The 20,468-nt window shown below is 67.7% G+C and carries 25 protein-coding genes; 4 read left to right on the top strand and 21 right to left on the bottom strand.

Features of this window, described 5'->3' with window-relative positions; translation table 11 throughout:
• Positions 1-9: 9 nt before the first annotated feature.
• The 8 genes from OG435_RS08475 to OG435_RS08440 all read right to left on the bottom strand — a co-directional run bounded on the left by OG435_RS08475 (position 10) and on the right by OG435_RS08440 (position 6,304).
• Positions 10-648: a plasmid mobilization protein gene (locus OG435_RS08475; protein ID WP_266876207.1), complete on the bottom strand. Its 639-nt coding sequence runs from the start codon at positions 646-648 to the stop codon at positions 10-12.
• Positions 645-890: a hypothetical protein gene (locus tag OG435_RS08470; RefSeq protein ID WP_266876206.1), complete on the bottom strand. Its 246-nt coding sequence runs from the start codon at positions 888-890 to the stop codon at positions 645-647. Before OG435_RS08470 ends, OG435_RS08475 begins: the two co-directional genes overlap by 4 nt.
• 384 nt (positions 891-1,274) lie before the next feature.
• Positions 1,275-2,470, bottom strand: a protein-coding gene (locus OG435_RS08465) for an IS3 family transposase (RefSeq protein ID WP_266874684.1) whose coding sequence is annotated in 2 segments (ribosomal slippage) — positions 1,275-2,191 and positions 2,191-2,470 — 1,197 coding nt in all. Because the reading frame shifts where the segments join, the coding sequence is not laid out codon by codon here.
• Positions 2,467-3,459 (bottom strand): DUF2637 domain-containing protein, encoded by a 993-nt coding sequence (locus OG435_RS08460; protein ID WP_266876205.1) that lies wholly within the window; start codon positions 3,457-3,459, stop codon positions 2,467-2,469. Before OG435_RS08460 ends, OG435_RS08465 begins: the two co-directional genes overlap by 4 nt.
• A complete protein-coding gene (locus OG435_RS08455) occupies positions 3,456-4,076 on the bottom strand; it encodes a WhiB family transcriptional regulator (RefSeq protein WP_266876204.1) in 621 nt (206 codons plus the stop codon). Before OG435_RS08455 ends, OG435_RS08460 begins: the two co-directional genes overlap by 4 nt.
• A gap of 112 nt (positions 4,077-4,188) precedes the next feature.
• Positions 4,189-4,926 (bottom strand): ATP-binding protein, encoded by a 738-nt coding sequence (locus tag OG435_RS08450; protein WP_266876203.1) that lies wholly within the window; start codon positions 4,924-4,926, stop codon positions 4,189-4,191.
• Positions 4,923-5,984, bottom strand: a complete 1,062-nt coding sequence (locus OG435_RS08445) for a hypothetical protein (RefSeq protein WP_266876202.1) — start codon at positions 5,982-5,984, stop codon at positions 4,923-4,925. The genes OG435_RS08450 and OG435_RS08445 overlap by 4 nt, the downstream gene beginning before the upstream one ends.
• Positions 5,984-6,304 carry a transcriptional regulator gene (locus OG435_RS08440; RefSeq protein WP_266876201.1) on the bottom strand — a complete coding sequence of 107 codons (321 nt, stop codon included), beginning with the start codon at positions 6,302-6,304 and terminating at the stop codon, positions 5,984-5,986. Before OG435_RS08440 ends, OG435_RS08445 begins: the two co-directional genes overlap by 1 nt.
• A gap of 526 nt (positions 6,305-6,830) precedes the next feature.
• Between OG435_RS08440 and OG435_RS08435 the strand changes: the two genes are divergently transcribed.
• Positions 6,831-7,685, top strand: coding sequence for a helix-turn-helix transcriptional regulator (locus OG435_RS08435; protein WP_266876200.1), 855 nt, complete (start codon positions 6,831-6,833; stop codon positions 7,683-7,685).
• A gap of 38 nt (positions 7,686-7,723) precedes the next feature.
• Here OG435_RS08435 and OG435_RS08430 read toward each other — a convergent pair whose 3' ends face one another.
• The 3 genes from OG435_RS08430 to OG435_RS08420 are packed head-to-tail and all read right to left on the bottom strand — an operon-like array spanning position 7,724 to position 10,523.
• Positions 7,724-8,899 (bottom strand): amidohydrolase family protein, encoded by a 1,176-nt coding sequence (locus OG435_RS08430; protein ID WP_266876199.1) that lies wholly within the window; start codon positions 8,897-8,899, stop codon positions 7,724-7,726.
• A 26-nt stretch (positions 8,900-8,925) separates the two neighbouring features.
• The gene (locus tag OG435_RS08425; protein WP_266876198.1) at positions 8,926-10,035 is read right to left on the bottom strand and encodes an MAB_1171c family putative transporter; all 1,110 of its coding nucleotides are present in this window, start codon (positions 10,033-10,035) and stop codon (positions 8,926-8,928) included.
• Positions 10,035-10,523 carry a hypothetical protein gene (locus OG435_RS08420; RefSeq protein ID WP_266876197.1) on the bottom strand — a complete coding sequence of 163 codons (489 nt, stop codon included), beginning with the start codon at positions 10,521-10,523 and terminating at the stop codon, positions 10,035-10,037. The genes OG435_RS08425 and OG435_RS08420 overlap by 1 nt, the downstream gene beginning before the upstream one ends.
• Positions 10,524-11,283: 760 nt before the next feature.
• Here OG435_RS08420 and OG435_RS08415 point away from each other — a divergent pair.
• The gene (locus OG435_RS08415) at positions 11,284-11,703 is read left to right on the top strand and encodes a TIGR03618 family F420-dependent PPOX class oxidoreductase (protein WP_266876196.1); all 420 of its coding nucleotides are present in this window, start codon (positions 11,284-11,286) and stop codon (positions 11,701-11,703) included.
• A 422-nt stretch (positions 11,704-12,125) separates the two neighbouring features.
• Here the strand turns inward: OG435_RS08415 and OG435_RS08410 are convergent, their stop codons facing one another.
• Complete coding sequence (locus OG435_RS08410) at positions 12,126-12,380, bottom strand: hypothetical protein (RefSeq protein WP_266876195.1); 255 nt, start codon at positions 12,378-12,380, stop codon at positions 12,126-12,128.
• Positions 12,380-12,766 (bottom strand): hypothetical protein, encoded by a 387-nt coding sequence (locus tag OG435_RS08405; RefSeq protein ID WP_266876194.1) that lies wholly within the window; start codon positions 12,764-12,766, stop codon positions 12,380-12,382. The genes OG435_RS08410 and OG435_RS08405 overlap by 1 nt, the downstream gene beginning before the upstream one ends.
• Before the next feature lie 268 nt (positions 12,767-13,034).
• On the opposite strand from OG435_RS08405, the gene OG435_RS08400 reads away from it, so the two are divergent.
• Entirely contained in the window at positions 13,035-13,493 is a 459-nt protein-coding gene (locus OG435_RS08400) for a hypothetical protein (protein ID WP_266876193.1), read from the top strand.
• A gap of 26 nt (positions 13,494-13,519) precedes the next feature.
• Complete coding sequence (locus tag OG435_RS08395; protein ID WP_266876192.1) at positions 13,520-14,206, top strand: hypothetical protein; 687 nt, start codon at positions 13,520-13,522, stop codon at positions 14,204-14,206.
• Positions 14,207-14,286: 80 nt separating this feature from the next.
• Here the strand turns inward: OG435_RS08395 and OG435_RS08390 are convergent, their stop codons facing one another.
• From OG435_RS08390 to OG435_RS08355, 8 genes are all read right to left on the bottom strand, one after another.
• Positions 14,287-14,433: a hypothetical protein gene (locus tag OG435_RS08390; protein WP_266876191.1), complete on the bottom strand. Its 147-nt coding sequence runs from the start codon at positions 14,431-14,433 to the stop codon at positions 14,287-14,289.
• Between the two features lie 565 nt (positions 14,434-14,998).
• A complete protein-coding gene (locus OG435_RS08385; RefSeq protein ID WP_266876190.1) occupies positions 14,999-15,406 on the bottom strand; it encodes a DUF6527 family protein in 408 nt (135 codons plus the stop codon).
• Positions 15,403-16,566 carry a ThiF family adenylyltransferase gene (locus OG435_RS08380; RefSeq protein ID WP_266876189.1) on the bottom strand — a complete coding sequence of 388 codons (1,164 nt, stop codon included), beginning with the start codon at positions 16,564-16,566 and terminating at the stop codon, positions 15,403-15,405. Before OG435_RS08380 ends, OG435_RS08385 begins: the two co-directional genes overlap by 4 nt.
• Positions 16,541-16,801 carry a multiubiquitin domain-containing protein gene (locus tag OG435_RS08375; RefSeq protein ID WP_266876188.1) on the bottom strand — a complete coding sequence of 87 codons (261 nt, stop codon included), beginning with the start codon at positions 16,799-16,801 and terminating at the stop codon, positions 16,541-16,543. Before OG435_RS08375 ends, OG435_RS08380 begins: the two co-directional genes overlap by 26 nt.
• A 106-nt stretch (positions 16,802-16,907) precedes the next feature.
• Complete coding sequence (locus OG435_RS08370; protein WP_266876187.1) at positions 16,908-17,192, bottom strand: DUF3892 domain-containing protein; 285 nt, start codon at positions 17,190-17,192, stop codon at positions 16,908-16,910.
• 147 nt (positions 17,193-17,339) lie between these two features.
• Complete coding sequence (locus OG435_RS50075) at positions 17,340-18,053, bottom strand: hypothetical protein (protein ID WP_323187799.1); 714 nt, start codon at positions 18,051-18,053, stop codon at positions 17,340-17,342.
• A 331-nt stretch (positions 18,054-18,384) separates the two neighbouring features.
• A complete protein-coding gene (locus tag OG435_RS08360; protein ID WP_266876185.1) occupies positions 18,385-19,293 on the bottom strand; it encodes a hypothetical protein in 909 nt (302 codons plus the stop codon).
• A gap of 80 nt (positions 19,294-19,373) precedes the next feature.
• On the bottom strand, positions 19,374-20,324 hold the full coding sequence (locus OG435_RS08355) for a hypothetical protein (protein WP_266876184.1): 951 nt from the start codon (positions 20,322-20,324) through the stop codon (positions 19,374-19,376).
• Positions 20,325-20,468: the final 144 nt, after the last annotated feature.

Here is a 20,468-nt window from a genome sequence, read left to right as displayed (position 1 = left end):
GCAGGCGCCTTAGCGTTCGATCAGCTGTTGGGTGACGGCTTCCAGGCGCCGTGCTGCCCGATGGACCGCGGCGAGGGCGGCGTCGGTCTGGGGTGTGTCGCCGCCGGAGTTGAGGATGTGGGCGATCTGGTTGATGTTGTTGCCGATGTAGCCCAGGTGCCGACGGGCGGCGAACAGCTCTGAGACCACCTCGCGTTCGGAAGCGATCTCCGCTGCCGTCTTGTGGATGTCGCGCGCCGCGGCGAGGGCGGCGTGGGCGATGAATCCGGCGACGGTCAGACCGGCAGCGTGGGCGCCGGCGGTGATGGCCGCGAGTTCTTCGTCGTTGAGTCGGGCGTTGCGTACGTGCGGGCGCTGCCCGCGCTGGTACGGACGGCGGCGTGGGCGCGCTTGGACACGCTCGACGTGCTCGCACGCGCTGTCGTGGCAGGTGTGTGGCTGCTCCTCCGACTGCGATCCGCCCCCGGTCGCAGTCTCCCCTCCTGGCGCCCCCCGGTGCCAGGAGGGCTCCCGGCTCCCCTGGGGGCCGGGTCCATTGGATACTCCGCCGACGGTGGAGTATCCAATGGGATAACTTGCTCGCCCTGACGTCGAGTTGATAGGTAGCGGGTAGGTCTCGTGGGGCAGGCTCGAGAGCAGATCCGTCATCGGCTGACGCCCCGGCTCGCGTGATCGAGGCGCTGGGCCTGGGCCGCGAGGTCCAGCAGGTCTTCGGGGCCGGGCAGCACCAGTACGGGCGATTCCGGCCCCTCCTGGACCAGCCATTGGCCCGTGGGCGCAGGCAGGGCTGCGTGCAGGTGCCCTCGGCGCACGAGGACTTCAGCCCAAGCGGCGGCAACAGCAGGGTGGTTCGCCGACTTCGGGGGCCGGTTGCTGGCGGATGAGGACACGAAGGCTCCTTGAGTGAGAGGAGCGAGGCGTCCGGAGCTGTCTCCGGGACGCCCCGCTCTGCGATGGGTGACCGACCGGTCAGGGACGCGCTGGTTGTCCGTGCATCAACGGGTTCGACGTTTCGGCCGAGGCAGGTGGGCGAGCGCGGCGTCCTCGTACAGGACCTCTTGCAGCTCTCGGAACCGCTCGTTGCTGATCGTGAGGTGCTGCTGGCGCAAGTACGGTCCGATGACTCGGCGCGTCATTCGGCCGCCGGCCAGAGCCGCATCGCGGGCGATCGGGACGAGCACTTCCAGGGGGACCGGGTCAGGAAAGGGGGTGTTGGTCTGGTCCGCCGATCTGAGGGGCCTCGCGTTTTTCGGACAGGGATCTGACCGTTCATTTCACGCGGCTATTCGCAACCTTGCATACTCGGCGTGGACTTCCTGCGGAGGCCGGTAACCGACAGCCGAGTGAAGGCGTTTGCGATTGTACCAGAATTCGATGTAGCGAGTGATGTCCTGCCGGGCGGCCTCGAGGGTCAGGTAAGTCACACGTGAGACACGCTCGTTCTTCAGAGTTCCGAAGAACGATTCGGCCATCGCGTTGTCGAAACAGATCCCGGTGCGCCCAGACGATCTGCGGAGGCCGAGCCGGTTCAGCGCCTTCCCGAACTCGGCTGACATATAGTTACTTCCGCGATCGGAGTGAAAAATTGCCCCCTTGGTGAGCTTCCTGTTGCGGGCTGCGTTGCGTATGGCCCGGGATATCAAAGGCGTCTGGTAGTGGTCGTCCATCGCATACCCGATGACTTCCTTCGTGCAGCAGTCGATGACCGTCGCGAGATAAAGCCAGCCCTCGCCAGTCGGAATGTAGGTTATGTCTCCGACGAGCTTTTCACCCGGGGTGTCGGCGGTGAAGTTCCGGCCGACGAGGTCGGGCACTGCGCCCGCCGCAGCCTGGGTCAGGCTGAACCGCTTCGGGCGGGGCTGGCAGGGCATCAGGCCCAGTTCACGCATGAGCTGGCGCACGAGCTCCAGGCCGGCGGCGTGCCCCCAGCGCGCCAGCTGGGCGCGGATGCGCCGGTATCCGTACGTACTGTCGGACACCTCGAAGGCTTTCTTGACGAGCAGTTTCAATTCCTCGCGCCGCTGAGCCGTCGCAGAATCAGGACGGCGTCGCCAGTCGTAGTAGCCGGACTTGGACACGTCGAGCCGCTCACACATGAACTCGACAGAAAATACGTACTCCGCGGTGTCGAGTCGCATCGTTTCGATGAACTCGTACTTGCGTGCTACCGGGGATCCTTCGCGAAGTACGCCGCGCATTTTTTCAGGAAGGCGTTCTCCATCTCGACTTCGCGAATGCGGCGTTCGAGTTCCTTCAACCGGGCGCGTTCACTCACCGTCAGCTCAGCGTCAGCGGCCGGCTCACGCCGTTTCTGGAACTTTTTCACCCAGCCCCGGAGTGTCTCCGGGTTCAATTCAAGCTCTCGGGCTGTCTCCGAGACGGTCTTGCTGGAGCGGAGCGCGATCTGGACTGCTTCCTCGCGGAACTCCGGGGTGTACTTGCTGGGCGGTGCCACTTCGTGCTTCCTCATTCCCTTGACAGGACAACCCTATTGGGCCCCTGTCCGAGAACTTCGGGGCACCTCAATCCTTCTCCCGTCCTGTCGCTGTGCTGGTCTGAGGCCGGGTCTGGTCCGGCCCCTGGAGGCTCCAGTGCAGGATCTGCGTCGGGAGCGTGGTCCGCCGCAGGGTCTGGTCCGCCTTGCTCGACGGGGTGCGGGAGGGCTTGGTCCGCGATGCCACCTGCGGCTTTGCCAGAACGGCCGTGATCGGGTTCAGGCTCGTGTGCGGCGAGGTCGCTCCCCAGGTGGGGTCGGAGGGCCGCCGCCGGTGTGCCCCCGCCCGCTTCGCTGGGCAGGGGGTGGTCCGCCATGGGGGCCACCGTCTCGTCGCCTTCCCCACTGTGCGGATCGCGGCCAGCGGTGTGGTCCGCCTCCTCCTGGTCCGCCTGAACGATGACTTTGCACAGGCGGTCTGGTCCGATGACATCCGCCTCCGACGCGACGGACCGGACGAGGGATGTGCTGGACCGGACCAGAGGGGTGGTGGGTTGGTCCGCAGGTCTGGTCCGCATCTGGTCCGCGGGGTGGTGCCGGGTGATGAGGATGTAGAGGTGGACCGCGCCGGCGAGCGCAAGGGGGGCGAGCGTGGACAGGATCGCCACCACGGTGTCGCCCAGTTGCAGTCCGTTGGGGCTGAGGGCCTGCTGGTTGAGACGTACCGCGTGAAGTGCGTTCGCCCAGATGCTGGAGGCGGTTGCCGTGCCGAAGAGCGTCCACACGTACAGCCGGGCACGCAGAGGCGCTTCGGCGAGCACCAGCAGGGCCCGCACGCCGTAGGCGATGAATCCGTCGACCACCAGCGGGAACAGGTAGGTCAGGAATCCCCGGACGTGGATGGCCACGGCCATCTGCTGGAGGGCGTCGTACGACAGGGCGCAGCCGGCCGTGCCGAGCGTGATGATCGCGAGGCGGTCCCAGAACCCGATGGGGGCGACGGTGTGCGCGGGGGAGTCCTTCACGCGGCCTCCCCGAAGGCCATTCGGAGCTCCGAGCCGCGGGCGGCAGGGGCGTCGGTGGTGGGCGCGCTCGCGGCCCTCGCCTGATCGCCGGCCTCGCGCGCGCGGGACATCTGCCGGAGCCAATCGCGGTCGCGGTCCGTCACCAGCTCGGCCTGCTCGCGCATCAACCGGCGGGTGTAGTCGAACTCGCTCTGCAGCAGCATCACCAGGCGCTCGACGCTCCATCCCCGAAGGTAGGCCTGGCGGACCACAGCGTTGCGCTCGGGAATCGACAGGGCGACGTCGCGGCCCCGGAAGGTGGCGTGCACGCGGTTGTAGTCAAGGCGCTTGGCGACCTTGTTGTGGAAGGGGCGCCGTTCTGCCTCGGTGAGTCCGGCTCGGAATCCCCTCCGGGCGTCGCTGTCCATGGCGCCGTCGAAGCACTGCTGCACGACCGGGCAGGTTGCGCAGATGGACCGCGCTTCCTCAGTGCTCTTCGTGTTGGTGACCGTCGGGAAGAAGATCTCGTCGGCCTCGGTTGCGTCCATGCCGTAGCAGGAGCCTCGCTCGGCCCAGCTTCGGTCGGTGATCCCGAGCATGCCGACAAGGGGGTTCTCGTGGGTGGTGATGTATCGCAAGGTGTTCTCCGTTGTGCTTCACGGCCGGCACGCGGTCACCACGGCGCTGCAGCAGGGCAGCGCGGCGTGGCGGGTCCAGGCGGTGAGGGTTGGCAGGGGGAGCGGAGGCTGGTCAGGCGGAGGTTCGTGTCCGGCGGCGATCCGGTCCGGTCATGGCGATCTGCTGGCACATTCCGACGAGGCGCGAGGCGACGCGGTCGCCGATCTGCTCGCGCAGCACCGGCTGGTCGGCAGGCATCGAGGGGGTGCGCGCGGGGGCGAGGTTGCTGGTGATCAGCGTCGGCAGCTCGCGGTTGTACCGGTGGTTGATCAGCCGGTAAGTCAGCTCCTCGGTCCACCGGGTGGTCGTTGCAGCACCCAGGTCGTCCAGGTGCAGGACCGGGATCCGCACAAGGCGCCGCAGCATCCACTCCGGGTCGACACCCTGCCGAGGGCGCATTTCGGCGTACAGGTCGGCGGCCGTGACGGACTCCCACCGGACGACGATCCCGGTGGCGATCAGGGCCCGGATCGCGGCGAAGGCCTCGTGCGTCTTGCCGACCCCGGTCGCTCCGAGCAGCAGCAGCGAGGGACCCGTCGCCACCTCCCGGCGCCCAGCGGTGTGGGGAGCCGAGGAGCGCTCGACGACGTCGTCCACCCACCGGCTGACCCGTGGGTCTGAGATCGTCGCCCGCTGGTAGCGCGAGGGGATCCGCGCGTGCGCCGCCTCCAGCGCGGGAATTGCTGCCGGAGTGTCGGCCACCGGTCGGCCCGGATCGATCCCCATCGCCGCGAACTTCGCCCGAATGCGGCTCACCGAGGTGGTCTCGCCCAGCGCCAGCGGATCACGGGTGTGCGTGCGTCGGTTCACAGGGACTCCTCGTAGACCGAGCTGTCGGTGGGGTTCTGCCAGGGCTGATAGGCGGGCCGGGCGCTGGCCCAGGGCCCCGCGCCGGAGGCGGATGCCGGCGGAGAGGCGTTCAGTGCCTCGTTGACCAGGCTCGGGAGGACGCTGGCGTGCAGGCCCTTGACGCGGAGGCGCTCCAGGGCGGCTCGGATGACCGCCGGGTCGAAGCCTTCTTCCAGCAGTCCCTTGGTGTGGCGGCCGATCAGTCCGCGCACCGTCTGCGGCACCGGTTGCGAGCAGGCCGCCACATACTCGGCCAGCAGGTCCTTTGCCGATATCGATCCGGGTGCGGACTCCGGCGCGGGGGCAGCGCCCCCCTTAGGGAAAGATCCAAGATCCAGGATCCTAGATCCAGACGCCGAGCCCTCGCGCAGTTGTGTCGAAGGCTCATCGAGAACCGTCTGACCTGCGGATTCCTCCGGGCTTCCGGGAAGAGCCTGCTGGAGCGCCGGTGGAGTCGACTTCAGACCGGTGTTGCTGTCGGCGCGGGAGGCCCCTGGAGCCGCAGAGGGCGTCGAATCCGGCGAAATGGTGTGATCGAGGGCTCGTCGAGTGTTCATCGAGTCCTTTGGGCGGGGACCGCAGAGCTCGGCGGGAGTGGTCGGTGCCGCTGTCGTGGCCGGAGCGGAGGAGGCTGGGCACGAGGCCCCGTCGCACTCGCTGCACTTGCTGTGGCTCTGGTGCACGGGGCACCGCGGTCGCCGAGACGCTGAGGCGCGGTCGATCTTCTGGTGCTTCTCCCAGGTCACAAAGTGCAGGTACTGCCCGCCGTCGCACCCCGTGTAGCGGCAGATGAGGCCTGCGCCGGCCAGCTGGTCGAGGTCCCTGGCCACGTCTGCCGGGGTGTGGTCGGCGCGGAGAGCCCAGAGCCGCCCGGCGATGATCGCCGGGTGGTCGCGGAAGCGACCGTGGTCGTCGGCCTGGGTGAGCAGCCCGAAGAAGGTGACCATGGCGGTGATGTCGACCGAGGCAAGGTCCTCCGACTCGAAGGCCTCGGGCTTGATCGTGCGGATGCGAGCCATCAGGCGGCACCGCCATCGAGCGCACCGGACCGAAGGTCAAAGGTGCGGCGTGCTGCCCAGTTGGCTGCAGGGTAGGTGCGGATGATCCAGCGGGCGGCGACGTGCGCCTGGGTGCGGCTGATCCGCACCGCCTGCCCGTCGGCGCCGGTGGCCCTCACGTCGAGGTGGGGCCAGGTTGTGCGGCCGTCCTGCAGGCGGATGTGGAGGTCGGCGACCTGCGGCAGCATCGTGGTGAGCTGCTGGGCAAGCGCGCGGGCCCGCAGAGTCGGTATCTCGGCGTGAGCCGGAATCTGCGGCCTTTCGCGCAGGGGTGTGGACATGCAACACTCTCCCGTGATGATTCCGCGCCGCTGTCCATGGAAAGGGGCCGGCGCGGAGTGAGGTAGGTGATCTGCCGGGCCCTTGCCGGGGCCCGAGGTGATCTGCTGGGCAGCGCAGGAGAGTTGACGCCCTCCGAGCTGCGCAGTCGGCGTCTGGGAGTTCCTCCCCGGCGCCGTTTCTGTTTGCCTACCCGCCGCTAGTGCGTGACTGGCGCTGTGTCCTCACCGGACCCCTCCCCCTGGTCTGCCCCTTGCCCGGCCGTGTCCGGCGGGGTTGGCAACAAGCTACGCAGACCCCCGTGCAAGATCTAGACATAGCTCTAGAACCGACGCACTCCACGCAGCACCCACCTGACCTGCGGAGAATCCGACCATCACGACTTGGACGCGAGGGTGGGATCTCCGACTGCCGGCCGGTATCGTTCGCTGAGTCGAAGTTATCTGTGTTCGGCGAACCGCACAAGTGGCTAAAACTAGGTTTCCTGAATACAGTGAACGCAGGGTCGGGGCGGAACGAAGGAGGAGCATGCCAGCACGGACTTTCGATGGGCAGCGTGTACGCACGCTCCGTCGCACCGCCGAGCTGACACAGGAGGCTGTGGCGACCGTAGTGGGAGTCCACGCCACCAGCGTGACCGCGTGGGAGAAGGGTGCGAGCCATCCGGATCAGGAGAGGCTCCCGGCTCTCGCTCGCGCGCTGGGGCAGTCGCTCGAAGACCTGTTCCCGCGTGATGGTCTGCCGACCTTGGCGGACCTGAGGGCCGATGCCGGGTTCTTCCAGAACGAGGTGCCGGGGCTCCTAGGCACTAAATCCGCTGGCCCTGTGGCGAACGCGGAGCGGGCCAAGCGGCGGCTCTCGGGTGTCTATGTAGAGCCACTGGCCAAGGCGTACGGCGTGAGTGTCGAGCAGCTGATGGCAGCGCAGGAGCGCTCGTTCGGGATCGAGGTGCCGGAGCCTCACCCCGAGGTGCCCACGAGCCTGGCCGAGAAGATGCGGTACCTCCTGGAGAACCCGGACGACGGCAGCACGCCACCCTCGGATGCGCAGACCGCGCGCGCGGTCAACGCCTACGTCGGCGCCCAGGTGATCTCTGCGGCCGGTGTTGCGGACCTGCGGAACGGCGTGGTGACCGAGGCGTCCCCACCGGTGCTGGAGGGACTGTCGGCTGCCTTCGGAGTCAGCGCCCTCTTCTTCCGGAGCCGCGACGTGGTCAAGAGGCAGGTCGCCGAGGGACTGACCCTGCTCGCGAACGTTCAGGCCGGCAAGATCCGCGGGTTGAAGGGGCGACAGATGGGACCCGAGGGGTTGCCCACCGAAGTTATGACCCTGATCAACAACATCGTCGCGGAAATCGAAGAGCGGGGCCTGCCCAGCGCCTGACGGCGCCGGGCGAAGCCCCGCTTGGTAGTTCCCTGCGTCTAAGCGGCCTGGTGCTGGCGGCCGTTGGTGAAGACGGCACGTACCGCGCTCAGGGCGGACAGCTCTTCGAGCGGGTTGCCGTCGACCAGGAGGAGGTCGGCGCTGTAGCCGGGGGCGATGCGGCCGGTCTGGTCACCTACGCCGAGGGCCGCCGCAGCCTCGGTGGTGGCCATGGCCAGGATTCGGTCGCGGGAGACGCCGAGGTGCTCGTAAAACCCGAGGGCGCCCACGATCCCGTCGAATCCGGCGCGCTGGACGCCGGCGTCGGTGCCGGCGATCAGACGGGCTCCTGCCTCGGCCATCCGCTGCACGAGCGCGAACATGGCGGCGGCCTTCTCCTCGCCGAAGAAGCGGGGGAGCATCCGCCAGTGCGGGCTCACGGCCGGGCAGACGTAGATCCCCTTCTCGATGATCTGTGCCAGGACGTCCTCGCGGAGGTCGAAGCCGTCCTCGGTCATCCAGGTGCAGTGCTCGATGGTGTCGACACCGGCGGCCACCGCGTCGGTGATGGCATCGGTGCCGTGCGCGTGTGCGGCCACCTTCAGGCCAGCCTGGTGGGCCTCTTCGACTACGACGGCGAGCTCGTCTGCGCCGAACTGGCTCTTCCAGCTGGGGGCTCCGCCCTTGGTGAGGCCGCCGCCGCCGGCCATGACCTTGACGACCTTGGCGCCGGCGGCGACGTTGCGGCGCACGAGGGCGCGGGCCTCGTCGGCGTTGGAGACCTCGCCTCCGAGGAACCAGCAGTGTCCTCCGGGCGGAGTGACGGGTGCCCCGGCTCCGATGATGCGGGGGCCCGTCGCGGTGCCGGCGGCGATTTCCTGGGCGAGGCGCAGCGCGAGGCCTCCGCGGTCGCCGAGGTCGCGGGCCGTGGTGACGCCGGTGGCCAGCAGTTGGTCGGCGCGCTTGCGCATCCCCTCCAGCAGGTCCTCGTCGCTGGCTTCCTGCATGGTGGCCACGGGGTCCGCGCCGGCGTCGAAGACCAGGTGGACGTGGGCGTCGATGAGGCCGGGCAGCAGGGTGGAGTCCGGGAAGTCCTGGCGCGGTTCGTCGCTGCCCGCCTGGGCTTCGATGTCGGCGCGCAGGCCGACGGCCGTGATGATGCCGTCTCGGACGAGTACGGCGCCGTCGGTTACGTCGGCGTCTCCGGTGAGGATGCGGCCAGCTGTGATCAGCATCGGGATTCTCTTTCCGTGAAGGGTGGTCAGGCGGCGCGGAGGGCGTCGGAGAGGGCGAACAGGTGGGCGGCGTCAGCACCGGCGCTGTCGATCTCGGGCACGGCCAGCGGAATGACCGGCTGGGCTTCCTCGGACCCGTGGACGTCTGCGGCTGCTGCCGAGCGGAGCCGGTTGGCCAGGATGGTCGCGTCCATGGCCAGGAGGTCCTCCGTCGTCAGGTCGCCCATGAGGGGGCTGATACGGACCAGCCCGTCTCGACACTCGACCACGCGGCGGTGGTAGAGGCGGTGCACGCCACGCACACCCCAGGTTTCGAGCACCGTAGGCAGGGAGGCGAGGACGGTCTCGGGGAACCGGTCGGACAGGAGCCTCCAGAGCGGTTCGAGGCGACGGTATCCGCGGCGATGCTGCCGCCACACCCGCAGAGCCGACAGGCGGCTGCGGGCGCCGGAGTACGAAACGCCGACGACGAAGAGGAGGATGGAGAGGACCAGCAGCATCGCGACCGCGGACATCAGTCCCCTCGGAACGGTGCCGCCCTGCCACCGGGTTGCCACGAAGACCGCTCGGACAGCGCAGGCCGCAGCCATGGCCAGCAGCCCGACCGCCGTGATCCAGAGACCGGTGGAATGCGGACGCGGTGAAAGCCGGGCGTAGCGGACCGTCCAGATGCCGGCGGCGCCCAAGGCGTAGGTCAGGTACAGGCCGGCGACGCCGTAGAACGCGGCGAGCTGGGTAATTGCCATGTCCGCGGTCGAGAAAGAGCCGGCGAACACCTCGTGCGGCACCGTCGTGGCCGAGATGACGAGAACGGCCGCGACTCCGAGCGCAAGAAGGGCCTCGCGACGCGCACGACGCCTACTCGTTGCCCGGTCGGCCGATGAGTACAGGTAGAAGCACATCAGGAAGTACACCGTGCCGAGCAGCAGGATGTTCTGTATGAGCTTGGCCGCGCCGTGGCCGGCGACGGTGTCCACGCCACTGGCTCCGCCCGGCATCGCCACCGGATAGGACAGGGCCGCACACACGAGGCACAGGGTGACGGAGCGCAGGGCGCCATCCCGGGGTGCCTTCGTGAGCTGGTAGACCTTCCATGCAACGGCGGCGGCGAGGATGAGGAGGAACAGGATCGTCATCACAGCCACCCCTGACGGTCACCCAGGGCCAGGTTCACGCTGCGTACGGCCGGATCGGTGGCCGGCGGCGGACCGACCTGCTCCAGAACGGACGCCCACTCCATGATGATCGTGGCCGCCTTCTCCACCTGACACTCCTCCTTGTCGAGGTACGAGCATCGCCCGCCCTCCGTTCCGAAACCTGCGGCGTGGTCCTCCCAGCGGGGAGCTTGCGGTCCGTCGGCCTTTAGGTGGCACAGCTCGTGCAGGATGATGTGGTCCTGGTGGAGCCGGGTCGTGCGCTCCTGGACGACGATGACGTCGGCGTCCGGGAGGTCGAGCCAGAAGCCCACGGGCCCCGGCATCGGGAGCGGAGCGCGTCGAATCAGAATCGGTCGATCGCGCTGGGCTGCCAGCGCGCTCCGAAGCTCGTCGATGCGCAGCGGGGGCTGCACGCCGAGCTCCTGGAGCTCCAGGCGGATCCGCTTACGAAGTTGCCTGTCCGCCACGCGGTCCGCTCGACCTGCAAGGGAGAAGGTCCCTGGTCGGCGGAGAGGCCAGGGACGCACCTGGCGCTCGGTGTTGCTGTGGGGACGTGTGTCCCCGGTTCGCCACCACATAGGTCCCTCGTCAGCCAGTGGTCGTCCGCCACACCCGCAGGCGGTGGCGATCGACACCGGTGCTATCGCTTGTATGCTCGATATCCGAGGCGGACGCCACAGCGGTGGAGGTACGGCTCGGTCTTGTCCTGCTGTCTGAGGGGCGGGGTGCGCCGCCGGTCAAGCGGTACCCCTGCGCCCTGCGAGCCGTCTCCACCCAGCGACTCCGCTGGGCTCGTGCTCGGGGTTCTGTGGAAGACGTATCTCCGCATGGCCTGGCCGGTGGAGGTCACGGAGGAAGGCCTTGATGAACCCGTGATCCACCTGCTTGATCGAACCGTACGTCATCCCTGGAGTGGATTGATCACCGGATTCGCGTAGGGCAATAGGGAGCGAAAAGTTAGGCAAGATCGAAAACGGCTATTCGATCATCGAACCCCGTGAGGCGCGCCGTAGTGAAACCCATCTGACCTGCCATTATCTGGAGAATGAGTTGGCAGGTTCACGGAAAGTGGGCGCGGGCGGATTCGTTATGAATCCGAAACAGGCCGCCTGTAGGGCCTGCTATTGAATTGGAGCGATTCGGACGTAACGGAATCTTTGTGGTGATCTCGAATTACGTGACACAGGTCGCACCCGCTTGAATGCGGAAGTGAATTAACCTGGCGCCATGGCTACCGCGATCACTGAAACCGAAGCCTTCGTAGACTTCTGGTCTGAATACCACCTGGCCACGCTGACCACGTTGCGTTCGGATGGAACTCCGCATGTAGTGCCCGTGGGTGTGACTTACGACCACGATGCGGGCGTCGCGCGTGTCATCACGCGAAAGAGCAGCGTGAAAATCGCCAACATCCTTGCCGCGCTTCCCGGAGAGGCGAGGGTCGCGATATCGCAGGTAGCGGGTCCGAGGTGGCTGACCATCGAGGGCGTTGCTGAGGTTCGAACTGCAGGCGATGAGGTTTCGAACGCTGTCGACCGCTATGCGGATCGATACGGTCGCCGCCCTGCCCCAGACCCTGAGCGTGTGTTGGTGGAGATAACCCCTGTGCGCACCATGGGGATGTTGGAGATGCCGGCCCGTCCGTGAGGCCGCGCCCTACCCTGTGTGAAAAGGCGGTGGTCCCCGACTCCCTGGAGGGGTGTCGTGGAACCTCCAGACGAACGACTGTTCTTGAGGCTTTGCGGCATAGGCTGATTCGTGGGGGTGATCCCCGGAAGCCCAGGTGTCTAGGGATACTTGGTCTCGCAACCAGTTCAGGCTTCAAGATGCAAGCCGAGAGTCGGCGATGGTCGGTACCTTTGCGGCGGGTGGATGTTCCCTGAATCCGCCGGATCGGTCCGGGGGCATCTCAGTCCTCAAGCCTTTCAAACTGACTCGCCCTATGCCGCGTTGGATGTGACCTGGTGGAGGGGTGCGCAGGGGACACCGGCCGGTGCGGCACGTCCTGGAGGGGGCGCGTCCCCCAGACTGCGGTCCATGACCAACGACGCGAAGCCTCCCGCGGTCCGCTAGACCATGTCCGCATCCCCGCCGCGGAGCTTCTGGGCGATGTCCACCACGCGCCTGAACGTGATCCCGTCGTTCGCAGCGTCCCCGTACGGTCTGACAAGGTTCCCGCCGGGCTCCCAGATGACGCTGAAGTACTCCGTACCTTTCCGCGCGACCCCGTACTCCACCAGCTTGGCCTTCAGCCTGTCCTCCCACGGTTTCGCAGCGTACTTGTCGTCGAAGGGCGCCACCGGAGGCGACAGCCACGCACCCATCAGGGCCTTCGCGTTCCGGTCCGCCTCGCTGAAGTATCGGTAGCTCCGGTCCCTTCGAAGTCGTAGGAGCGGCCGACCTTAACGAACGAGGAATCGCGGTCCTCGAACCACAGCACGTAGAGCTGGTCCCCGTGCAGCTTCGTTCCGCCGGCGCTGTGCACCATGCTGCGCTTGGCCGCCGTGAGGACGACTTCTTTGTCCGCAGTATCCGGCCTGAGGTCCTGGTGGAACGCGTGCAGGATCCGCTGTCGTGCTCGGTAGGCGGCCTCCACCAGATTCAGGTCGTCCCAGTGGGGGACAGGCGCGTCTGACTCGCCGCTCAGGTCGACGTACATGGATTCCGCACCCAGGTCGATGTAGTACTTCGCCCAGTTCTTCGCGTACACGCGGTTCCCCTCCCGAAGTCACCTCCGGGTCAGGATGTGGGTGGAACGCCTTGACCGGAAGCCCTCCGAGCGAGTGGCGCAGGCTCCTCCGACGCGAAGGTCAGACCAGACTCGCCCTCTGACACCGTGTACCGGTTCCAGATAGCCGCCTTCGGCCCCATCGGGCCGAGCCCGAAGTCGGAGATCCTCAGTATGCGCACGCAGGGCATGGCGGCATAGCGCGAGGTGGTCCTGACTGGCTGTCAGTGCCACGTTCTATCGTCGACGTATGCGCAAGCCACGCTTCACCGAAGAGGAAGCCAAAGCTGAGCTGGATCAGCGCGGCTGGGTGCCGCTGGAAGACTTCCCCGGCACCGTGAACGCGACCTGGCTGATGCGGTGCACAACGTGCAGCGAGAGCCACCGACGCTCACTGCGACGCGTCGTGGAGGGCCACGGCTGCCGGTCGTGCAGCTTCTTCCTCGCCAGCCCTACGCGCCGGAAGAAGATCGTGCAGGATGCCGGGTTTGTGCCGGTGGTGCCGGCGCCCCAGCTTTCCGCGACGCCGTGGCGGTGTCGGTGCACAGGGTGTGGCAATGAGGTCGATGTGGTGGTCGAGCGCATCGCCCGCGGGCTCGGCTGTTCCTGGTGTTCCGGTCGGTGGTCACCTGAAGAACTGCACTCGGAAATGGTGTGGCGTGGCTTCGACTCGCCCCCGCACCCGCCCGGGTCAGCTTCCCCTGGGTAAGCACCTGTCTGCGGTGCGGCGAGACGGTGCAGCCCATCCTCGTCAACCTGCGCCAGCGGCCTGAGCAGAGCGGCTGCCCGTACTGCTCCAAGGTCGCGAGGATCACGCCAGAGACGGCGGCAAAGCGGATGGAGGAGCGGGGGGCGACGCCGTTGGAGAAGTTCCGGGGCCGTCAGGAAACCTGGCTGATGCGCTGCCACAAGTGCGGGAAGGAATCGCGACGCCGCTACAAGGCGGTAATGCGGGGCCACGGCTGCAAGCTCTGCGACAAGCAGGGGTTCGACTGGTCCGGTCCGGCACTGGTCTACGTCATGACCAACGATCAGTCCGGAGCCGGGAAGGTGGGCATCGCTTCGATGCGCCCGAAGCGCGGTCGGCTCTCGGTGATGCGTCCTCGCGGCTGGAGGATGCCGTACTCACTGCCGCGCCCCTCAGGTGACGACGCCTATCGGATCGAGCAGGCCGTGCTGGATCTTCTGCGCGATGAACTGGCGGTGCCGCAGTACCTCACCCAGCGGGACCTTCCGCAGAACGGCGCCACGGAGACGTTCGCCCTGTCACTTATCTCGGCGCGTGAGGTTTGGGAGCTGGTCCTGGCCGAGGCTGAGCGAGGGGCCGGAGCGACCACGCTGCGGGCTACAGTGCCGGCTCCGAGGCCACCTGCTCCAACGGAGAGCCCTCGGCCAACGGAGCAGTTGGCGTTCGAGTTCTGACCCCGGGCAGCTCAGTCCTTCACGAGGTCCCGGAACTGAGGGCAGTCCACGGCGTGCCACTCACGCACGAGCACTTCACCTTAGACCAGGACGACCTCAGCATGCCAGGGCAAGCAGTCGTGGCACGTCCAGATCTCGTACGGGTTGCCGTCGTCGTCAAAGGCGCGGAGGTCGACGGACCCGACAGGGGCGGAGAGGTTGAGGTTCGGCGCGGAGTCATCTGCCATCTCCCCAGTATCACGGCTCTCCAACCCGCGCGTAGCAGGGGGTTCGGGCAGTGGCGATGTAGATTCCACGATCGTCCGGGCTCATCAGCACGCCGCCGGGGCCCGCCAAAAGGGGCCCGGCAGACTGGCCAAATATGACGGTCAGTCACATCAGGCGGCTGTGACGGAGTGCCGTAGCTACGTCGCTCAGCCGCAGAGGCGTGGGGCGTCTTGGGTCGGGGGTCACCAGTGATCTAACGCCTTGAGGGCGCGCGTCTCGAAGTCACGAATTCGCTCCCAGGTGACATCCGACAGGCCGACCGCCTGGAGTAACTCCATAGGCACCGAAGCCGAGCACGGACGGGAGTCTGTTAGGACTTGTCCGGGCGATCTTGGGAGCCGTTGGGCGGGCTCCCGCTGGCGGCTCCCTAGGATCCGTTCTACGAAGCCCATCGGTAGCAACTCGACAAGACATCTCAACCACCGTCACGCCCATCCGCCCCCGCGGCCCCCGTCAACGTCGCTAAGTGCGTTGTGGGGGTCTGTTTGTCCGGCAGGGCGGTGGGGGCAGGGCTCGCCCGTCGGTCTACGGACGGTGCCAGAACCGGAGACGGCGGCGGAACCCTTCCCGTCGTTTCGGCTGGGGATCTCTGGTGTCGTGGACGGCCAGCAGGCGACCGTCCCGGTTCCGGTTCTGGTCGATTTCCGCCGGCGAGTAGCGGCGGGCCCAGCGGACGCGGCCGTCACGGATCCAGTAGTGCGACTGGCACGGGAGGGACCAGTTGCCGATCGATGGGGTGAGGGAGGCGTTCTCGCCGTCGTAGGTGAGGGACCACTGGGCCGGAGAGAGCGGTGTGACGACTTCGTACCCGCATCCGCAGCAGCACAGGTGGCCGCAGGTGCGGTACGAGATCGAGATGTAAAGCACTCCTGCGTCCATGGCCTGGGGGAAGGTCTCGGTGAAGACCGGGCGCAGGGTGTCTTGCGGGGTCACGGGAGGTCCTCGTTGGCGATCTCGTTGGTGATCAGCGAGTACGTGGTGTGGGCCTCGTCGGTGGCGTCGGCGTAGATGCCGAGGGAGCGTTTCCATCGGATGACGGCCAGGACGGCGTTGAGCGCGTTGAGGTCCGCGGTCTGGATGTTGCTTGCGTAGGCGTCGCGTTCGGGTGCCGGCCGGGGGATGCGCTCGCGGGGCGTGTCTCGGCGGCCGGGGAGGCTGGTGGTGATGCGGAGCAGTCCGCTGAGGCGGCCGTCGATCTCTTCGATGCCCATGCCGACGTCGATGAACGGCACGTCGTGGGCTTCGAGCCAGTCGATGATGACCGGCTTGCTGGCGGCGTCGTCGGAGGCGAGGAACACGAACGTCGCCCCGGTGAGCAGGTCGAGGTTGTCCTCGTCGAGGTACTGCGCGCAGGCGGTCACGCCCTGGTGCATGTTGGCGTAGATCGAGGCGAAGTGGGTCGCCTTGGGTGGGCGGGTGCGCAGGGTGTCGAGGGTGGGGGCGCCGGGTGCGCGGAAGGCGTTGTGGTTGTCGAAAGTGTCGCCGTCGATGAGGAGGATCGAGTCGACCTCGGTCTTGGCGACCTGGTCGAGGATGTAGCTGCCGCTGCCGCCGAGGCCGACGATCACGATCCGGTGGCCCCGGAAGCGGCGGTTGATAGCGGTGATGCCGGCGCGGGAGGTGGCGGTGTCGCGATAGGCGAAGGGGCTGTCGTCGTCGATCTTCTGCCACGCGGCGCCGGGGGTGGGCGTGGCTGAGGGGTCGAGGGCGTGGGCGTGGTCGGCGATGATCCGCGCGTACGCGGTGATCTTCGTGTACTGGTCGGGGTAGCCGTCCGGGGGCTTGCTGGAGAGCATGAAGTTCGCCTGCATGCCCTCGGCGATCACCCGGCTCTCGGGGGTGGCCAGGGGCAGGGGGTGGCCGTGCTCGGTGCAGGGGGTGGAGCCGCCGAACCAGATGCGGTGGTCGGTGCCGGAAACGAGGCGGTCTCCGCTGACGGTGATCGGGTGGGCGAGGAAGCCACGCTCAACAGTGCCGTTCTCGGTGACGTACGGGATCCGGACGATGATGTGGCCGGCGTGGACGGTGATGGCGTAGCCGTCGTCGATGAGGCGGGACAGGTCGGGGTCACGAGCGAGAAGTGCGGTAGACATCGAAGACCATTCCCTCCTTCACTCGGACGCTGTGGCTGGCGGTGAGGCTGCCTGTTCCGTGGCCGTCGTGTCCGCGGCTGTAGCGGACGGTGTAGGTGTCCTGGTCGTTCGGCGGCTGGCCGGGGTAAGCGAGGTCGACGACCTGCTCATACGTGATCTCCTTCGCCTCCCAGATGTGGGGGCGGGCGTTGACGATGATCGTGACGGGCTTAGGCCCGTGAGTGTCCTGGGACATGGGGTCCTCCTGAAGTGGGGAGCGCGTGTTCGGACTGTGGATGCCGGGGTACCCCGGCGCGCCGCTACGGGGGCGGCGCGCCGAGTGCCCGGGGGCTTGTGGCGGGTCAGCGCCTGGGGAGGGCGAGAAGGTTGTTGGTCCATACGCCGTCGGCGTGGGTCCGCAGGTACTTCTCGCCCCGGGTGGGCGTCACCACGAGCACTTCCGTGCTGCGGCCGGCTGCGTCACTGGTGTAGGCCTTGCCGGCCTTGTTCTCGATCCAGTGGACGATCTCGGCCCGGGTGTTGTCGCCGGTCTTGCCAGTCGCCTGCTCGGTCCACCACAGGTGGGTGATGTGCTCGTGCGCGGTTCCGCCGGCCGTCAGGCGCACTGCGGTGATCTGGATAGCCATGTTGCTGTCCCTGCCGGCGACGTTCCTGCGGGTCCCCGCGGCCGGCGCCCGGGTTCCGTGAGCACCCTGGGTGGGGTGCTTCGCCTGGGACAGACGACGTAACTCGCGGGTAGGAAGACGCGTGTGGCTGGCGGGGCCGGCGGGGTGTCAGGAGCAGTCGAGGCAGCGGTCGCTGTCCGGGGCAAACATCGCGGGCGGGTGCTCGAGGAAGCAGCCGGGGCAGGAGCGGCCGGGGGTGCGGGGCGGGCAGGCGCAGCGGCCGCATTCGGGGCAGTGAGGGACGCGGCAGCGCCGGCAGGCGGGTTCGAAGGAGCGGTAGTTCTCGTCGCAGTTCGCGCAGATGTAGTCGCGCGGCCGGGGGCCGGTGTCGGTGGTGGGCGGGGTGAAGGCGCGCCAGGGGGCGGAGTCGGTGAGGAGGACGGCGACGGTGTAGCCGTCCATGGGGGCGGTATCGGTGTGCAGTTCGCGTCCGAGGATGCCGTCGCGGTAGCGGACCTGGGTCCGTCCTTGTACGCGGCCGGGGCCGGCCAGGGCGCGGTCGATGACGGGGATGTCGCCTTGGAAGCTGCCGCGCCGCAGGGGCGGCAGGCCGTGGGAGGCGGCGAAAGCGAGGTGTCCGACAGGGTCGAGGAGGAGAACGTGACCGGGGGCGGGGAGGTGCTGGGCTGCTCGTACGCAGACGGCCATGCGGGAGGCTTTGCTCGTCTCCCACAGGAGGGTGATCGCTGAGGCGGTGGGCCCTTTGGCGTCCAGGTGCTGGTCGACGAGGTGTGCAGGGAGCAGGATCTGGGCGGCGAACGCGTCGCAGGCGGCGTCTTCGAGGAGGACGCCGCGGTCGGCTTGCTTGCTGAAGGGCTCCATGAGGTCGAAGCTGTTCTTCTGCAGGTGGTGACCGAGTTCGTGCAGGGCGGTGAAGTCCCGCCGTGCGTGGCTGTTGGAGGTGGCGACGGACAGGCGGGGTGGGGGCCGTAGTCGTACGCGCCGGCGACGCTGCAGCCTTGGGCTGCCTCGTTCTCGGGGACGTCTTTGACGGTGAGCTCGGGCCAGGTCCGCAGTGCCGCGAGGGCGCCTTGTGCCAGGAGTTCGACGGCGCCGGGGCGGGCCGTTTCGAGTTCTGTGATCATGGCGGCGGCCTGGGTGCGGGCGGCGCCGGCGAGCACGTAGTTGATCACCCGGGGGTACCCCCTCTTCTCTATTGGTCCAGGAGGAGTTCGAAGTAGCGGTCGGTGCGTGCGGTCCAGTTCGGCTGGGTGCGGTTGTCGTCGCGTGCCGCGAGCGTGTAGACGCCATAGGCGGCGCGCAGACGGGCGGCGTGTTCGGTCTCGTCGTACTGGGCGGAGAGCTTCTTGACCTGGCTGCGCCGCAGAGGCCGGTTGAGTTCGTGGACGACGGCGGGTGGCAGGGCGGGGTTGGCGTCGAGGAAGCGGGCGGCGGGCTGGCCGAGGAGTGCGGCGAGCGTGGCGGCCTGTTCGGCGGTGAGGGGCTGCTGGCCCCGCCACACGTCCAGCGCCAGAGGGGGTAGCAGTTTCAGTTCGGCCGCGAGCTGCTTGACGGTGATTCCATGCTCACCAAGGAGCTCGGAGAGACCTCCCGATCCTTGCGGGGCCCACCATGCGGAGCCGAGGACCTCGAAGTGGCCGGTGAGAACGGCGCGGTACTCGCCTGCCGCTGTGGACAAGACGGTACGGCTCCCCCACTGGGCGCCGGTCACTGTGTCGGCGAGCGCACGGGAGGTGAGGTTGTCGGGGCGGCTTGTCAGCTCGCTGACCTGCCGGTCCAGCACACACCACGGCACGGTGGTCTCCAGGCCCCACCACAGGGCCAGCGGCTGCTCCAGGGTGGTCGCCTGGGCGGGCAGAAGCAGGGTGTCGGCGTCGGCGTACCGCTCGAAGGAGGCCGGCACGACGCGGGCGGTGTCGTCGTCACCGGCCGTGGTGATCAGCAGCAGCTCGATGGTGTCCTCCCACATCGCGCGCCAGATCTGGCCGGGGCGGGGGTCCTGGGGTGCTGCGGTGGCCACTCGGTGGACGGCGTCGGGTACTTTCAGGTTCGCTGCGGCGGCTAGAAGCCTCTGGTAGGCAGTGGTGTGGACAGAGCTCATGCCGTCTCCCCCGTCTCCTCGGCTGTGGTCCATCAGCGCATTCTCTTCTCACTGGGTCCAGACGACGTAACTGGGGCTGTTCACGAGGCAGCCTCGCTGCAGCGCCGCAACAGGGCAGCCATGACCACCTGGGGGGCACTGTCAGCGGAGAGGGCATCACGGAGCATTGTCTTGAGGTTGGACAGGACAAGCGCCGCATGGCCTTGCCGGATCTCCAGTAGTTGCGCCGCGTGGTGGGCGTCCTTGTCGAGGTAGGGAAGCAGCAGACGCTCGTTGGGTGAGAGGCGCTGCCAGATGTCCTCGGCAACCCCTTCGACCCCGGTCGGGTCAGGTGCGGTGGTGGCTGCATGCTGCTCGACGATGGCGGCGACGGTCCCTTCGTCGGCGAACAGAGGGGTCATGCGGGCCGGTGCCAGAAGCCCGAACCGGGCCTCGAGAACCTTGGCGAGGTCTTCCTCCCGTACCGCTCCTTGCGCGTACTGCAGCACGGACAGCAGGATGGCCATCAGGGCGTGCACGGTCTGCTGGGGTGTGGGGCCGGAGTGGTTCCAGCGGGTGATGCCGACGCCTTTCACCTGTGCGGCCTGGGCGATGAGATCGTCGAGATCTCCCTGCCAAACGGCTCCTTCGGCGTGGTCGGCCAGTGCCCAGCGCGGCGGGGAACCCTTGAGCTTGCGGTAGGCCGCGTTCTCGCCCATCAGCCGGGCGATACGGCGCCGAAGCTTGCCTCGCGGTGTCTTCTTCGCCTCGTCGATGAGGAAGTTCTTGATCGACGTGAGAAACAGTCGTTCCAGAGAGGCTTCGTCGGCGGCCTGGGTGAAGCAGACGGTCACGAACCGTTGTCCCGCTCCTTCCTGGGACAACATCGCGCTAATCACGTCGTAAGCCGCGTCATCGCTCCACACCGTGTGCCCCTCCGGGGGCGGAAAACCGGTGCCACGGCGCACCTGGTGAACCAGCCTCCGCAGCAGTTCGAACGTTGCTGGCCCCAACCCGCCGGTCTGCAGCTCCTCGTACGCGCTTTCTGTCACGAGCCCCACCCCGATCCCTGCCCCCGCCGGACGTCTACGGCCGCGGGGCCTCACGCCTGCTTACACCAGAATCCACCTCCCTCGCATGCGACACGCGCATATTCCTCGTGCCGTGCGGAAGGGCTCGCCGGCTGCTGTCCGGGC

Origin of the sequence: Streptomyces sp. NBC_01264, assembly GCF_026340675.1 — a bacterium.
Taxonomy (GTDB): domain Bacteria; phylum Actinomycetota; class Actinomycetes; order Streptomycetales; family Streptomycetaceae; genus Streptomyces.
This window is presented reverse-complemented; position numbering and strand designations above follow the sequence as displayed.